At 53.0% G+C, this 15,425-nt stretch carries 12 protein-coding genes and 1 riboswitch; of the genes, 8 read left to right on the top strand and 4 right to left on the bottom strand.

Annotated features, from left to right (window positions below; translation table 11 throughout):
• Positions 1-11 precede the first annotated feature (11 nt).
• The 7 genes from AC1DF0_RS21935 to AC1DF0_RS21905 all read left to right on the top strand — a co-directional run bounded on the left by AC1DF0_RS21935 (position 12) and on the right by AC1DF0_RS21905 (position 7,573).
• Positions 12-107, top strand: coding sequence for an IS3 family transposase (locus AC1DF0_RS21935; RefSeq protein WP_477573710.1), 96 nt, complete (start codon positions 12-14; stop codon positions 105-107).
• Between the two features lie 181 nt (positions 108-288).
• Positions 289-1,401 (top strand): glycosyltransferase, encoded by a 1,113-nt coding sequence (locus AC1DF0_RS21930; protein WP_477575313.1) that lies wholly within the window; start codon positions 289-291, stop codon positions 1,399-1,401.
• Positions 1,401-2,030 carry a glycerol-3-phosphate acyltransferase gene (locus AC1DF0_RS21925; RefSeq protein WP_442048396.1) on the top strand — a complete coding sequence of 210 codons (630 nt, stop codon included), beginning with the start codon at positions 1,401-1,403 and terminating at the stop codon, positions 2,028-2,030. Before AC1DF0_RS21930 ends, AC1DF0_RS21925 begins: the two co-directional genes overlap by 1 nt.
• A gap of 512 nt (positions 2,031-2,542) precedes the next feature.
• On the top strand, positions 2,543-3,832 hold the full coding sequence (hflX, locus tag AC1DF0_RS21920) for a GTPase HflX (RefSeq protein WP_477575312.1): 1,290 nt from the start codon (positions 2,543-2,545) through the stop codon (positions 3,830-3,832).
• Between the two features lie 180 nt (positions 3,833-4,012).
• Positions 4,013-5,320: an ArsR family transcriptional regulator gene (locus AC1DF0_RS21915; RefSeq protein WP_477575311.1), complete on the top strand. Its 1,308-nt coding sequence runs from the start codon at positions 4,013-4,015 to the stop codon at positions 5,318-5,320.
• 253 nt (positions 5,321-5,573) lie between these two features.
• Complete coding sequence (locus tag AC1DF0_RS21910) at positions 5,574-6,293, top strand: type 1 glutamine amidotransferase (RefSeq protein ID WP_477575310.1); 720 nt, start codon at positions 5,574-5,576, stop codon at positions 6,291-6,293.
• Positions 6,294-6,313: 20 nt separating this feature from the next.
• A complete protein-coding gene (locus AC1DF0_RS21905; RefSeq protein ID WP_477575309.1) occupies positions 6,314-7,573 on the top strand; it encodes an ammonium transporter in 1,260 nt (419 codons plus the stop codon).
• A 233-nt stretch (positions 7,574-7,806) separates the two neighbouring features.
• Here AC1DF0_RS21905 and AC1DF0_RS21900 read toward each other — a convergent pair whose 3' ends face one another.
• Positions 7,807-9,219, bottom strand: coding sequence for an 8-oxoguanine deaminase (locus tag AC1DF0_RS21900; RefSeq protein ID WP_442048401.1), 1,413 nt, complete (start codon positions 9,217-9,219; stop codon positions 7,807-7,809).
• Between the two features lie 52 nt (positions 9,220-9,271).
• Positions 9,272-9,370, bottom strand: a riboswitch (purine riboswitch).
• 189 nt (positions 9,371-9,559) lie between these two features.
• Between AC1DF0_RS21900 and AC1DF0_RS21895 the strand changes: the two genes are divergently transcribed.
• The gene (locus AC1DF0_RS21895) at positions 9,560-10,879 is read left to right on the top strand and encodes a family 43 glycosylhydrolase (RefSeq protein WP_477575308.1); all 1,320 of its coding nucleotides are present in this window, start codon (positions 9,560-9,562) and stop codon (positions 10,877-10,879) included.
• A gap of 244 nt (positions 10,880-11,123) precedes the next feature.
• Here the strand turns inward: AC1DF0_RS21895 and vanT are convergent, their stop codons facing one another.
• Genes vanT through vanG form a run of 3 tightly spaced genes read right to left on the bottom strand, consistent with a single transcriptional unit; the run spans position 11,124 to position 15,243 of the window.
• Positions 11,124-13,376, bottom strand: coding sequence for a serine racemase VanT catalytic subunit (vanT, locus tag AC1DF0_RS21890; RefSeq protein WP_442048403.1), 2,253 nt, complete (start codon positions 13,374-13,376; stop codon positions 11,124-11,126).
• A complete protein-coding gene (locus AC1DF0_RS21885) occupies positions 13,373-14,179 on the bottom strand; it encodes a D-alanyl-D-alanine carboxypeptidase family protein (RefSeq protein WP_442048404.1) in 807 nt (268 codons plus the stop codon). The genes vanT and AC1DF0_RS21885 overlap by 4 nt, the downstream gene beginning before the upstream one ends.
• Positions 14,176-15,243, bottom strand: coding sequence for a D-alanine--D-serine ligase VanG (vanG, locus tag AC1DF0_RS21880; protein WP_477575307.1), 1,068 nt, complete (start codon positions 15,241-15,243; stop codon positions 14,176-14,178). Before vanG ends, AC1DF0_RS21885 begins: the two co-directional genes overlap by 4 nt.
• Between the last annotated feature and the right edge of the window lie 182 nt (positions 15,244-15,425).

Raw genomic sequence — 15,425 nt, 5'->3', positions numbered from 1 at the left:
TAAAGAACGATATTGATGATTACATCCACTTTTACAATTACGAACGATTGCAGAAAAAACTAAACGGCCTCAGTCCCCTTGAATTTAGGGCTAAGGCCGCTTCATAGATCTTTATTTTTTGTACTGTCTACTTGACGGGGTGCAGTTCAGGGACGGTTGGCCTTKTTTGTTGTTCAAGATAATCTTCATAGGCGCGGCATCGGCGCAATATAGTTAAACTAGAGACTTTCCAATGGGAATCCATCGTCGCCAGAAGGCTTGTCCATATCGATAGCAGGGGGTAGTGAGATGATACTGTGGATCATCGTTCTATTGCTGATGGCTTGCGCTGCCGGGTTTGTTTTGTTCCATAAAAATACGGTTCCTATCCCTAAGCAGCATGCTAGTGCTGAAGATCTGGCGGCCACTTCGGGCAAGCTGTCCATTATTATTCCCGCGAGGAATGAGGAAAAAAACTTACCGCATCTTCTAGGATCACTTATGGCCCAGACATATAAGCCGTTCGAAATTATCGTCATCGATGATTGCTCCGAGGATCGGACGCGAGCGATCGCGGAGAGTTATGGGGTAACGGTTATTGCCGGCTCGCCGCCCCCGCCCGGATGGACAGGCAAGAACTGGGCCGTGTGGAACGGCTACATGCAGGCGACGGGCGATTTGCTTGCTTTCCTTGATGCCGATGTCCGTCTCGCTCCGCATGCGCTGCAATCACTGATTGCCGCAAGAGAGGAAACGAGAGGAGCAATCTCTGTTGTGCCCTATCACGAGGCGGAGAGAYTTTACGAGCGATTGGCGCTCATTCCGAATCTGCTTGGCTTATATGCCTTCACCTCGCCGATGGAGCGGGCGAACAAGCTCAAAGGGCTGTACGGATCTTGTATCCTGACGACACGGACAGACTATGAGCGGGCCAAAGGGCATGAGGGCATTAAGGCTGAACTGCTGGACGATCTCAATCTAGGCGCCAAGTTCATTGAAGCCGGCGTTCCGGTAACGAACTATATCGGTTACGGCATTGTTTCTTTTCGTATGTACCCGGGCGGTATTCGCAGCGAGATTGAAGGCTTCAGCAAAGGAGCGGTAATGAGCACGAGTAAGCTTAGCGGCTTCACGACGCTGCTCGTCGCGATATGGCTCATTGGACTGATCGCCGCAGAGGCTGCGCCTTTCGCGATCGGTACGGCATGGGCGTGGCCGCTATTCATCGGCTACTTGCTCTACACGGCGCAAATCTACTATTTCATCCATTACACGGGCCGATTCGGCTGGTGGCTGCCTGCCATTCATATGCTGAGCACCGTATTTTTCCTCTATATTATGCTTTATTCGTTGTATCAGGTCGTGTTYTTCGGACGGGTAGCGTGGAAGGGGCGGCGCATTGAGGTAGGAGGTCGGAAGTAGTGGCGGTGACGATCACCTTGTGGACGCTGCTGTCGTTTCTTTCCGGCTCTCTTATGTTCTCCTACTGGCTTGGTCTTATAGCGAAGCACAACTTGCGATCGCACGGTGACGGCAATCCTGGTGCGCTTAATTTATGGCGAACGGCCGGCTACGGGTATGGGCTGACCGGCATCGCGCTAGATTTTGCCAAAGGGTATGTCCCCCTCTTGTGGATTGTCCACACGGATGCTATATCCGGCTACCCACTCATCCTTCCATCTGCGGCGGCGCTGCTCGGCCATGTATTCTCTCCCTTCTTGAGAGGCAAAGGGGGCAAGGCCATTGCGACAACGTTCGGCGTATGGAGCGCGCTAACAGCGTTCAAGGCAGCTCTTGCTTATGCCGTTATTCTGGCGATATTGCTGGCAGTGACGAGGCTGCTGTTAAAAGACAAACGGATAACGCCCCGGATCGACGCTCTTCAGGTCGTCCTGGGTATGCTGCTGCTTACCGTATATATAGCTGTTAGCGGCAGCTATTCCCGTGCGATCCTGCTATTCGGGATCATTAATTTGCTCCTGCTTATGTTCACCCATAGACTGGAATTGCGACAGCTTCTAGCATCGAATCAAACAGACCAGCATCATTGAAGCAGAAATTCAATCCAGCAAAGTAAACACCTGTTTGCTTTCTGTTATTGTCCTATGTTAGAATGGCTTTACTTTAATTGGGAACGGAGGGTTACGTGTGATAGACTTTATCCGAGTTAGAAGTTCGCGCGGCTAATTGAATAGCGCCAATACTCTGCCTGTGTGCAGAGAACTCGGGATAGGTCTGCCTCATTAAAGGTAACCCATAGCAATTATGATTGGCTGGAGAGTAATGGAATGATCGGATAACTCTCTGCCGCCTTTAACCAAATGATGCTTTCGTAAAGCGCATGGAAGGTACTCGCGTGTAGTGACGGGTCTCTTTTCTAGCGCTGACCGGAATGACCTCGCTGACTTGTGCGATGGCAAGCAAGCTTCGGCTTGCTCCATTCCAGGCAGTATCTACTCCGTGCTTCTCTATTTCGTCAAGCGAACACACAGGCCGCAGCGTCCGTGTGTTTTTTTGTTGCCACATTGATCAAATCAAGGATATTTGAAGGAGGAACTACTATATGGAACAACCGAACAACAAAGCCGTTATCGTCGGCGTTAACTTACAGGATCGGCCTGATTTTCTTTACTCCATGGAGGAGCTTCGCAATCTTGCGGAGGCGTGCAACATTGAGGTGGCGGGGGAGCTGACCCAGAATCTAGCCAAGATCAATAGCTCGCATTATATTGGCAGCGGCAAAATCGATGAGTTGTCCGCGCTCGTCGCGGGCGTCGATGCATCTACCGTCATCTTTAACGACGAGCTGTCCCCGTCGCAAATTCGTAATCTGGAGAGCTCGTTGGAGAAAAAGGTCATCGACCGTACGATCCTTATCCTCGACATCTTCGCGGAACGGGCTAAGACGCGCGAGGCGCAGTTGCAGGTTGAGGTGGCGCAGCTGCAATATATGCTGCCTAGGCTCGTAGGTTTGCGCGAATCGCTTGGACGCCAAGGCGGAGGCGGCGGCTCCGGCATGAAAAATAAAGGAACGGGCGAGACGAAGCTGGAGCTTGATCGCCGCCGTATCGAGGACAGAATCCACGCGCTTCAGTCCGAGCTTGAGAAGCTGGTCGCGCAGCGCCAGGTGCAGCGCAAGCAGCGGCAGAAGACGGGCATTCCCGTTGTCTGTCTCGTCGGTTATACGAATGCGGGCAAGTCGAGCCTGATGAATGCGCTGCTGGATGCTTTCATGCCGGAATCGAATAAGCAGGTATTCGCCAAAGACATGCTGTTCGCCACGCTGGAGACCTCGGTTCGCAACATCGAGCTGCCGGACAATAAGTCGTTTCTGCTTACCGATACGGTCGGCTTCGTCAGCCAGCTGCCGCATTATTTGGTGAAAGCGTTCCGTTCAACGCTCGAGGAAGTAGCTGAAGCGGATCTTCTCATTCAGGTCGTCGATTACTCGAATGAGGAGTACGAGCGGCTTATCGATGTGACTAACTCGACATTGAAGGAGCTTGGCGCCGACCATATTCCGATGATCTTCGCCTACAACAAAACGGATATGACGAGCGAGCCGTATCCGCAAGTGAATGGCGATAAGGTGTATATGTCGGTCAAGGAAGGCGCGGGACTGGATGAGTTAGTGACGCTCACGAAGAAGCGGATCTTCCAGGACTACGTGAAGTGCGAGGTCATTATCCCGTTCGCGGAAGGGCGTGTCGTGGCTTATTTCAATACGAATGCGAACATTCAAGAAACGAGCTATGAACCGAACGGTACGCGTCTCGTTATGGAATGCAGACAAGCGGATTACGACAAATTCAAGGATGTTTTCGTAGAGCCGCTGGAAGTCGAAGTCGAATAGAGCCGGGCAGCCGGAATTAACGAAGCTTAAGTTAAAGAGAGTGCCTCCGGGCGCTCTCTTTGTCGTTGAGCCTTTTTAGCGCGTGAAAATGGTCAATTAGGTTGAACTTTATTAGGGGCGTGCTACAGTGGTAACATAGAGGAAATATGAGGAACGAGCCCGAATGAGGAGGGTGCCCGGTTGAAAATCAAGCTCGGTTACGTAGGCGTTGAAGATACGATGGGATTTGTCACCGATATTATAAGGCAAAGCGCCGAATTCGAATGTTACTCCTTCACGCATGAGCGGTTCGAGGACATTGGGCCGATCGTGTCGGCTCATGCGCATAAAGTCGATATGTGGCTGTTCTCGGGACCGCTTCCTTATCAAGCGGCTAAGGAGCAGGCGTCTCATATCCAGCAGCCGATGTTCTATATCTCCTATAGCGGAACGGGGTTGTACCGTACGTTATGCCAGCTGTTCTATCGGCAGCGGATCGACATATCAAGGCTTAGCTTCGATATGTACAGCGCAGAGGAACTGGCTAAGGTCGCGGAAGAGCTGGAACTCGGCGGCAGCGTGCTGAACGGAAAGCCGTTCGAGGGCTCGTACCAAGCGCTGATCGACTTCCACCTGGATATGTGGCGGCAAGGGCGAATCGATTACGCGGTTACCTGCGTTTGGTACGTGCAGGACAAGCTGAAGGCGCTCGGCGTGCCGGTGCTGCGGGTAATTCCGACGGAATCGTCCGTACAGGCGGCGCTGACGGAAGCGTGGCGGACATGGGAAACGTTGCGCTACAAGGATACCCAGATTGCTGTTCAGTTCATTGAGACCGATCCGTATTCGGGCATTACGAAGGATTCGTACGTGTCGGATGAGCTGTTCCGTATGGAGCTCGCGGTAAGCGAGGCGCTGCTCGATTATTCCAGGCGGGTGCAAGGCTCGCTGAAGACGGTATCGCCAGGGAGATATGCAATCTTCACGACGCGCGGCATATTGAAAAATATAACGGAGCATTTCACGCAAATGCCGGACTGTCCCGAGCTTAGCGGCTTGGGCGCAGAGCTGACGTGCGGCATTGGCATTGGCCGCACGGCTTACGAGGCCGAGATGATGGCAGGCAACGCGCTCATGCAGACGAGGCAATACGGTAAAGGAGTTTGGATGGTCGTCTTCAACGACAAGACGGTGTCCGGTCCTTTGGGACGCGCTGAGCGTATTTCTTACTCCTATTCGGCGGAAGGTCTGCAAGAGGTTAGCGATGATACGGGATTAAGCTCGTTAACGTTAGGCAAGATCGAAGCGATCCTGCGTAAATTGCAAACAGACGTCATCCATTCTAACGAGCTGGCTCAGCAAATGGGCATTATGCCGCGAAGCGCGCGGCGTATACTCATCCAACTCGAATCGAGCGGATATGCTTCCGTCATCGGCGAGGAAACGACCAGTACCCGCGGCAGGCCGCTGAAAATGTACAAAGTGGCACTGCGTCGGGACAGCCAATAGGCTAATACAAAAAAGCTATCAAGTTAACAAGGTTTCAATCTTACACAGTGAAGCACACCGAATCAGGCGTTTTAGCGCTGTAGGTGTGTTTTTTTGTGTAAAAAGGAGGCAAGGGGCAAAAAGTTTGTCAGGTTAGTTGACATGAGGGTGTTTTTTTATTAATATACGGTCATAGCCTTTAATCAGCCGTAAATATAAATGAAGCCGTAAGCAACTTCTCGGATCACGAACGGCGCTTACGAGGAGGGATACAATGAATATTATCGCATTCAAGCATTTTGACTTCGATGACGAGTACGCTTTGAAAGCTTGGGCGGCGCAGCGAGGCCATACGCTGCGTATGCTGACACCCTCCCATTTAACCGAGTACGAGTATCCCTCTTCTGCATCATTCGATATGCTCGTCATATTAGGAGGGCCGATGAGTGTTTATGAGGATGAACAGTATCCGTGGCTGGCCATGGAGAAACGGTTCGTTCGCGAAACGATAGATGCCGGGAAGGCCGTGCTTGGCATTTGCCTCGGCGCGCAAATGCTGTCCGAGGTTCTCGGCGGCAAGGTTAGCCGGAACGCGCAGAAGGAAATCGGCTGGCATGCGGTTTCCCGTACGGAGGAACAGCATCCAAGCTTTAGTCACATGCCGCAGACGTTCACCAGTTTCCAGTGGCATGGCGATACATTTACGCTTCCGGCTGGAGCAAGGCGGCTGGCATATTCGGAAGCTTGCGGAGAGCAGGCGTTTGCTTACGGCGATCTCGCCTTAGCGCTGCAGTTCCATCTGGAGACAACACCGGCATGTATCGCAACGATGCTTGATGTGTGGCACAGTGAGCTGATTGATGCGCCTTATATTCAGACGGCTGAAGCGATCTTGGAACAGTCGGGAAGAAGCGAGGTTTCGCATGCGATGTTGGCCGGCATTTTGGACGGCATGGCAGACATATATGAGAGCAAACGACAACTACGAATCTAGGCAGAGGGGATTGAAGCTTTATGGAACTTGGCATAAACGGAATTTGGACGATGCTTGGCGCTATATTGGTGCTGTTCATGCAATGCGGATTCATTTTGCTGGAGGCAGGCTCGACCCGGATGAAAAATGCGGGACATATCGCCGGCAAAACGGTATTTACGGTAGGTATCGTGTCGATTGTATTTTGGGCGGTAGGTTATGCTTTTATTTTCGGCTCGGAAGGAAACTCATTGCTTGGCTGGGGCGATTACTTCGGTTTCAATGTAATGGACGTGCCGGAGGGAGCAACGGTTGCTCCAATGATCATGTTCCTCTTCCAAATGGCGTTCGCGGCGATCTCGATGTCCGTCGCTTGGGGCGGGTTCGCTGAGCGGGCGAAACTATCCGTTTACTTAATATTCGCGGTGTTATTCTCGGCTCTTGTCTATCCCGTCGTTGCGCATTGGATTTGGGGCGGCGGCTGGCTTGCCGAGCATGGCAAACAGGACTTTGCCGGTTCGACGGTCGTTCACTTAACGGGCGCAATGGCGGCGCTGGCAGCTACGCTGCTGCTTAAGCCGCGTATCGGCAAGTTCAGCAAAAACGGCAAAGCGAACGACATGCCGGGACATAACCAAGTATTCACGACGCTTGGCGTTATGATTCTATGGATCGGCTGGTTCGGCTTCAACGCCGGCAGCTCGATCACGGCTGGCGACGGCAGCTTCTTCGGCTTTATCGCCGTCAATACGCAGCTTGGCGCTGCGGGCGGAGCGATTGCCGCGCTTATCGTAAGCTGGATGTTCGTTGGCAAGTCGGATATTGGCGCGATGCTGAATGGCGCGCTGGCTGGCCTCGTTGCGATAACGGCTTCCTGCGCATTCGTAGAGCCGTGGGCTGCGATTGTGATTGGCTTGATTGCCGGTATCGTTGTCGTCCTGAGCATGCGTTTCTTCGAAAAAATGGGCATCGACGATCCGATCTACGCATTGTCCGCACATGGCGCCGCGGGCGTCTGGGGCACATTGTCCAATGGCTTGTTCGCTACGCCGGAGCTGGCTGAGAAAATAGGAGTCGGCAAAGCAGGCCTATTCTATGGCGGCGGCTTGGAGCAGCTTGGTGTACAAGCACTGGGTATTGCAGCTTGCGGTGCGTTTGCTTTCGCGGTATCGTACATCATTCTATTCGTAATGAAGAAAACGATGGGACTGCGCGTAACGGAAGAACAAGAGATTATCGGACTGGATGTCAGCGAGCATGGTTCATACGGCTATCCGGAGCTGTTGAAAGAAAAGCACTAATTCATGTTTAATACTTCCGAGAAAAAGGGCCTCAGCCTCCATTTTACAGTGGAGCTTGGGGCCCTTCGTATTATATGGCCAATCCGTTTTCCTATATTGACCGGGATACTGCCATGTCTCGCAACCTTCGCATTTGAGTGGATTCTGTCCAATCAAATGGCCTATTCCGTCCTCTAATCCACCCATTCCCACCATTCCGCAACAAAGCGCTTATTAGCCTGTATAAAATCCAATCACCCGCGGCCGCGCTGCTTATAATAGTTAGCGCCTGTATGCTTCGCTGCCGTTTCCAGCATGCGGAGCGCGGCTGCTTGCGCCGATACGGCTAGACGCTGCTCGTTCACATGGACGAGCTGTCCGTCCTTCACGACGACTTTGCCGCCGACGACGGTCATATCGACGTTCTGGCTAATGCCTGTGACGACGGGCAAGGCGGTATCGTCGAACAACGCGCCGGCGTATTCGAGCTTGCGGGTATCGATCATGAAGAGATCGGCAGCCTTGCCGACTTCGAGAGAGCCGATGGCATCCTCCCAGCCGAGCACGCGGGAGGAGCCGACCGTCCCGAGCCATAGGCTCTCGGCGGCGGTTGGACTTTGCTTGCCTGCGCTAAGCTTGTGCAGCAAGTAAGCTTGGCGCACCTCGCCAAGCAGATTGGAAGCATCGTTGGACGCCGAGCCGTCGACGCCGAGCCCGACATGGACGCCTACTTTCAGCATATCCGCGAGCGGGAAGATGCCCGATGCCAGCTTCATATTGCTGCTTGGGCAATGTGCGACCCCGCAGCCGCATGCGCCCATGCGGTGAATCTCGCCATCGTTGAAGTGTATGCCGTGCGCATACCAGACGTCGTTGCCGAGCCAGCCTGCTCGCTCCATATAGTCGAGCGGGCGAAGTCCCTTCGTCGCGAGGCAGAAGTTCTCTTCATCCTTTGTTTCCGCCAAATGGGTATGCATGCGCACCTTATAGCTCCGCGCCAATACAGCTGATTCCCGCAATAAATCTTCGGAAACGGAGAACGGGGAGCAAGGCGCGACCCCGACGCGCACCATGCCGAACTTCGATGCATCATGATACGACTCGATAACGCGTTGCGTATCCTTCAGAATAACGACCATCGACTGCGTCACCTCGTCGGGCGGAAGACCACCTTGCGAGCGGCCAAGATTCATGGAGCCTCTCGTAGGGAAGAAACGGATGCCAAGCTCGGCGGCAGCTCTGATTTCCTCGTCGATCAGCTCTCCGGATATTCCGTTAGGAAAGCAGTAGAAGTGGTCGGAAGCCGTCGTGCAGCCGGTCTTGAGCAATTCACCGAGGCCGACCATCGCGCTCAAATAAACGTCCTCCGGGCGCATATGGCGCCAAATATCGTAGAGCGTTAGCAGCCAGTCGAATAGTTCGACGTCCTGCGCCCACGGTATATTGCGAGTGAACGTTTGGTATAAATGATGATGGGTATTAATAAGGCCGGGGTATACAATCTTCCCCGCAGCATCGATGACGGTATCGGCCGTATCGTAAGGGATATCGAGACCGATTGCTTTGATTTCATGCCCGTCTGCGTACAGACTGCCGCCAGGATAGGTGTTGCGATCGGCATCCATCGTAATGATGTTGCGCGCATTGCGGATTAATAGCGTTGCCATCTTACAAACCTCCTTTTAAATGAAAAAAATCCTAACCGCGAGCGCAATACCCAGCAGAGGGCATTACGTTCGTAGTTAGGATTTTTACGGATCCCAGTAGAGCCCCCGAACCGATTATCGAGGTTATACGAACTGCATATGAGTGAGAGTTTAAATGAAATAGATTAATTACATAGTAATCAGCAGCAGAGTTGTTGTCAACTATTCTGACATGAGTGTGCGTGACAGATCCTTTTTAAATCGACTATTTAATTTAAGATCGTCTCATGGCGGCGTTTGGGCCTTGCGCGTTATGCTGGAGTAAACATGTTGTTATTCGAGCTGCAGGGAGGATCATGAAATGAGCAGTAGCTACACAGAAACGAACGTGAAGACGGTATCGTCGAACCCGATTGTTACATCGATTTTTACGGCAGATCCGTCCGCCCATGTATGGGAAGACGGCAAAGTATATATTTATGCATCCCATGACATGGATCCGGCGAGAGGCTGCGATCTGATGGACCGTTACCACGTCTTCTCCTCGGAGGATATGGTGAACTGGACGGACGAGGGCGAGATATTGCGGGCTGATGACGTTGCATGGGGACGGCCGGAAGGCGGCTTCATGTGGGCGCCTGACGCGGCTTATAAGAACGGCACCTATTACTTCTATTACCCGCATCCTAGCGGCTCCGAATGGAATCAGACTTGGAAAATGGGCGTCGCAACCAGCGACAAGCCGGCGAGCGGCTTCGTCGATCGCGGATATATCGAAGGCATGGGCGGCTTCGCCATGATTGATCCAAGCGTGCTGGTCGATGACGATGGACGCGCATATATGTACTATGGCGGCGGAAGCAGATGCGCAGGCGGAGAGCTTAACGACGATATGATGTCGCTTAAGGACGGCATGCGCGATATGGAAGGGCTTGAGGATTTTCATGAGGCGGTATGGGTATTCAAGCGCGAAGGCCTTTATTACATGATGTACGCCGACAATCTAGAAGGCAACAACTGCATGCGCTATGCCACAAGCGATAAGCCGCTTGGTCCTTGGTCGTACCGGGGAATATTCCTGGAGCCTACGGGCTGCTCGACGACTCACGGATCGATTGCCGAGTACAAAGGCCAATGGTATCTGTTCTATCACAATCAAGAAATATCGGGCCAAGGCACGTTGCGCAGCATGTGCATCGACTGCTTGTACTTTAATGAAGACGGTACGATTCAAACGGTAATCCAGACGAAAGGCGATATTACGCCTGTCGGTCCTGCGCCGCTTCCGAATCCGAACCGTAAGGTGTATGCGGCGGAAACGAGCAAGCTAGGCGGCGGCGCTGCACTGGAGCGCAATAAGCAGGGTGTGAATGTGATCTCGCAGTTGCAGGCGGAAGGCTCATATTTCGAGTTTGAACAGGTAGACGGCGGCTCTGGCGGTCGCGCGGCTATTCATGTTCGGTATGCGACAGCGGAAAGACTCTCCAAGCTGCATCTCACTGTTAACGGTAACGATTATTCGCTGCTTAACGCGTTGTCCACGGGCAGCGAGGAAACGTTCAGCGAAGCGGTTACGATTACGGTTAAGCTGGAAGCGGGCAGTGACAATACGATACGCCTGACGGGCGGCAAAGGCGCAATTGTTGTAGAAAGCATTGCCGTCAGTCCGTTTAACGATTAACTCCCTATACCAAGAAGCTCGAGCTGCATGCGGCTCGGGCTTTTTTTTGACTAGTTTTGGGCATGGCAGGTCATTCGGCGCTATGTTGGATAATGGCAGTAACTTTTCAACATATGGTTGTATCGGACGAGCTATATTGGATATTTGCAGCATTATGATGCAAATATCCAACATAGGCAGAGCGAGAAGGGCCTAATCAGCAAGCATTACTCGGATAGCAAGCTTCCACAACTAACCGTCAACCTCAGCCCTCGTGTGCATATACGCGGGTGATTCGGCTGCCGAGGCGGCTCACGATTTCGTTGGTCAGCGTTGCGCAGCGTTTCGCGAGCTGGCCGGCCGTGATCAGCTCGTCGCCGTCATGCCCGATCAACGTTGCGGTGTCGCCTTGCTGCGCCTCCTCGATGCCGGTGACGTCAACGATCATCTGATCCATGCAGATGATCCCCTTGATCGGGGCCCGCTGACCGCGGATTAGTACATAACCGCCGCGTTCGGATAACTCCCGTGGGATGCCATCCGCATAACCGATCGAGATCGTTGCGATCCGTACGTCGCGATTAGGGACATATGAATGACCGTAGCCGACGGGGCTGTACGCTTCGACAGCCTTGACCTGCGTTACCGTCGCTCGCAAGGAAAGGACGGGCCGCAAGTCGACCCGCGCCAGCGGCGTATCGTCTTCGTTGCTCATAAGTCCATATAGGGCAATGCCGGGACGAGCCGCCTCATACAGGCAGGACGAATAGTTCAATAGCCCATAGCTGCTCTGAATATGAGCGATTCCGGGGTCGAAGCCGGCGGCGCGAATGAGGCTCATCGCATGATCGAACCGCTGCAATTGACGGTGCGTGAAGGTCACATGCTCCGGCTTCCGGCTGTCCGATACGGACAGATGGCTGAACGTGCCGGTCACGTTAAGACGCTTGAACTTGTAGCAGGCGAGCAAGCTTTCTGTATCGTCATGCGGTACGCCGAGCCGATTCATGCCGGAATCGATCTTCACATGCACGTTCAGCGCCTTGCCGCACGCGTCCAGCTGCTTGCCGTATTCCTCGCTTACGAGCGTCTGGGTCAGCTTGTACCGCTTAAGATCGCCCGCCCGACGAGGGGAAGTGTATCCCAATATGAGAATATCGCCTTTCACGCCATGCTTCCTTAATTCGATCGCTTCCTCGATCTCGGCGACCGCGAGCTGCTTGATGCCGAGCGCATTCAAGTGCCGGGCGATACGGACGCTGCCGTGTCCATAGGCATTCGCCTTCACAACGGCGATAACTGCACAAGAATCGGGAAGAACTCCTTTTAACTCGGACAAGTTATGCCGTAAGTTCGGAAGGCTGATCTCCGCCCAGGCGCGGTGAACAGCATGCCCGTTAACAGCTTCTTTATTGCGTCCGCGAATAAGAGGCAACCTCTCCTCCGCGTAAACTGCGATCATCGAAGCCAAGATGGACAACAGAGCGACAGTCAAATAATGAACCAAGCTGTTCGTAACGAGCAGTTCGGTTTGCCCCGCTGTTTTTGCCCCGAACCGAACGATGACGATGATCGCAGGATGCAATATATAAATCCAAGTGCTGAGCTGTCTCATATACAATCCGGCGCTCTTGCCGATCCCAAGCCAGTTTTTACCCGTTAGCAGGCATTGGAACAGGAAGTAGACGGCGGGAGCGAGAGTCAGGTACATGCTGTCATGGCGCGGCCATTCTAGACCTCTTAGTATAATGCCTTCGGCAAACATCAAGACGATAGACACCGTAAACCAAGCGGCATTAGCCCTAAACGAAAGGGGCTTTCGCCAACCAGCAGTCTGCGTATCCGCTGCTGTCCGACGAGACGCCGCCAAGGCGCCCAAAGCGAAGTACAATGGAGTGAAAAAGATCCCGTTACGCGTGTAATCGAACAAAGTGAACATGACATCGTACAACTTCAACAACGTATCATTGGTAGCCGTTAGACCGTAGTAGCTATCGCCGAGCAGTCCGATCGCATATAGACCGGCAGCTGCAATCAGCATTCCCTTCAGCGACAGATGATTATAGAGCGCATAAGTGATGTACATTCCCAAGATCGAAGCGGGCAAATACCATAGATGATAAAACGTTCCGTTAAAAATCAGATCGCTGGTCAATCCCGCCCAGCTGAATCCGGCTTCCGCCGCTGAAAAATAGCCCGCATAAACATTAATCGGGATATAGATTATAATTGCAATTACATAAAGTTTACCCGTTCTCAGCGCATATCGATGCAACGATTTGGAATTTCGATTGCTCTCATCGTTCATCTTTTTGAGGAAAAAGAAATAACCGGAAGCGATGAAAAAGAAAGGGACGGCGATACGCGCCGCGATGCCGGTCAGCAGAAAGTCGGCATCCGGACTGTACGTCATAAGCGGACCGGTGTGGACAGCTATGACGAGCAAGGCGGCTACGATTTTGAACCAATCGATGTTGATTCCAGCCCCGCCCGAGCGGCTGCGCTGCGCGGTGATCACGACGGAATCCGTTCCCGTTCATGCATGATGGTAACGATGAAGCCATCCCTGTTGTTGCCCGACCATTCATATCCGGAGGCATCGCTTCTCATCGGAATTTCAATACTCCTCGAATGGCTGCCTTTCACGTAGAACACCTCTGCTGTTAGCTTCCCCTCGCTCCAATGCTCGTAAGGATTGTCCGCCGTGAATCGTTTCATATACGCAAGATATTGCTCCAAGCACCAATCATGCCGCTCCATAATCAATGAATGCGGAACACCGATATACCGATAATGCCATGGCTCGCTTGCAATGCCTGTCACCGCTTCGAAGCCTTTCTTATAGCGCTGTATGAAGCCGAAGGCGGCCGCCATGCTCTTGAAGGCAGCGAATTCGCCATGGTCGGGCAGCGAAGGGCGAATGTAATCGACCTCGCCGCTCAGCTCGCCAAGATCGACGGCAAGTCCAGTCTGATGCTCGCTTCGGTCCGGCAATGCGACGTAGCTTGCCGTAAAGTCATAACCGTTCTCCACCAAGGAACGGTCGTAGATTTGCTGCTGCTGTTCACGGGTGCGATAGCCGCTGACGATCCCGATGCGGTCTGATAAGCCGCTTGCCGATAGCCATAGCTCCAGTTGCCGCAGGCATGTCCGTTCCAGCTGCGGCTTTCGCTCCTCTGAGCTCGCTCTAAGCACCGACACGACAGGAGCAAGCTGATCGGCGTACGGCGGCGAGGCGACCGGATGCTCTCTATTCACGAGCACGAGGTGTCCGGTATGAATCAGACTGTTGTCCAGGTTGAACATAGTCGCAGGTGTCATCGTGCGCGCTCCTTTCCGGCGATGGCTTGCTCGATAAGCCGGTCCATCAGCTGCGGATACGATACGCCGCTATGCCGCATCATGTTCGGGTATCGGCTGGACGCGGTGAAGCCGGGCATCGTATTGACCTCGTTGAACACGATACGGCCATCGTTCGTGACGAACATGTCCACTCTGGAGAGACCCGAGCAGCCAAGCGTCTTGTAGATGATTTGCGCCGCGGCCCTCACTTGTTCGGCGATTCCTGCCTCCAATCGGGCAGGAAGGCGAATCTGCGAGGTGCGCAGCGAATACTTCTCGTCATAATCGAAAAACTCGCCCGCCAGCTCGATCTCGTCGATCTCGGCGATGAACGGTTCTTCTCCGCTGCCAAGCACCGCGCAGCCAACCTCGAAACCGTCGATATTTTGCTCGATAATAACCTTGCCATCATGGGAGAATGCCTCCCGAATGCCTTGAAGCAGAGCTGCAAGATCATAAGCTTTCGTAATGCCGAACGACGAACCGGATCTGGAAGGCTTCACGTACAAAGGAAAACCAAGCTTCATCGCTTCGCCCGCTGCCGCCTCCCAATCCTCACTCTCCCATACAGTAACCGAGGCGGCTGTCTGAATGCCCGCAGCGCGAACGAGCGTACTCGCTATCGCCTTGTCCATACTTATTGCTGATGACATTGTATCGCACCCGATGAAAGGTATGCCTGACAGCTCTAGCAGCCCTTGCACGGTTCCGTCCTCGCCATTGCGCCCATGAAGAACAGGAATGACGGCGTCAACAGATACGGTTCGATATTCAGTGCCAGTCAGTTCGACGATTCCAGCTATAGAACGACTAGGCGATAGGAAGGCAGGGATACAGCTTGCATGGTAATGCCAGCGATCGTTCCTGATCTCATCGGTGCTTCCGTTATATCGATACCAAGCGCCTTCACGCGTAATTCCAAGCATAATGACAGCGTATTTGGAGCGGTCCAAATGGTCGATCACCGACGCGGCCGATTGCAGCGACACCCCGTACTCCGTAGACTTTCCTCCGAACAGAACGGCTATATGTTGAATGGTCATTAATTATTTTCTCTCCTCTCGAATTCCGAGCTTGCCCTTGATTATAGGGAGCGGAATTAAATAATCCGGAAAGAAAACATTAAGAACTATTAAGATCGCTTAAATATTTTCATAAAAGTTGACAGACACGGATGCATATACATCACATTTCCGCTAGTATAGATCATTGCTAAAGCAAAGCG

It is taken from the genome of Paenibacillus sp. 05T425, assembly GCF_056396205.1.
The sequence above is the reverse complement of the archived record's forward strand: the minus strand, read 5'-3'. Positions and strand labels throughout refer to the sequence as shown.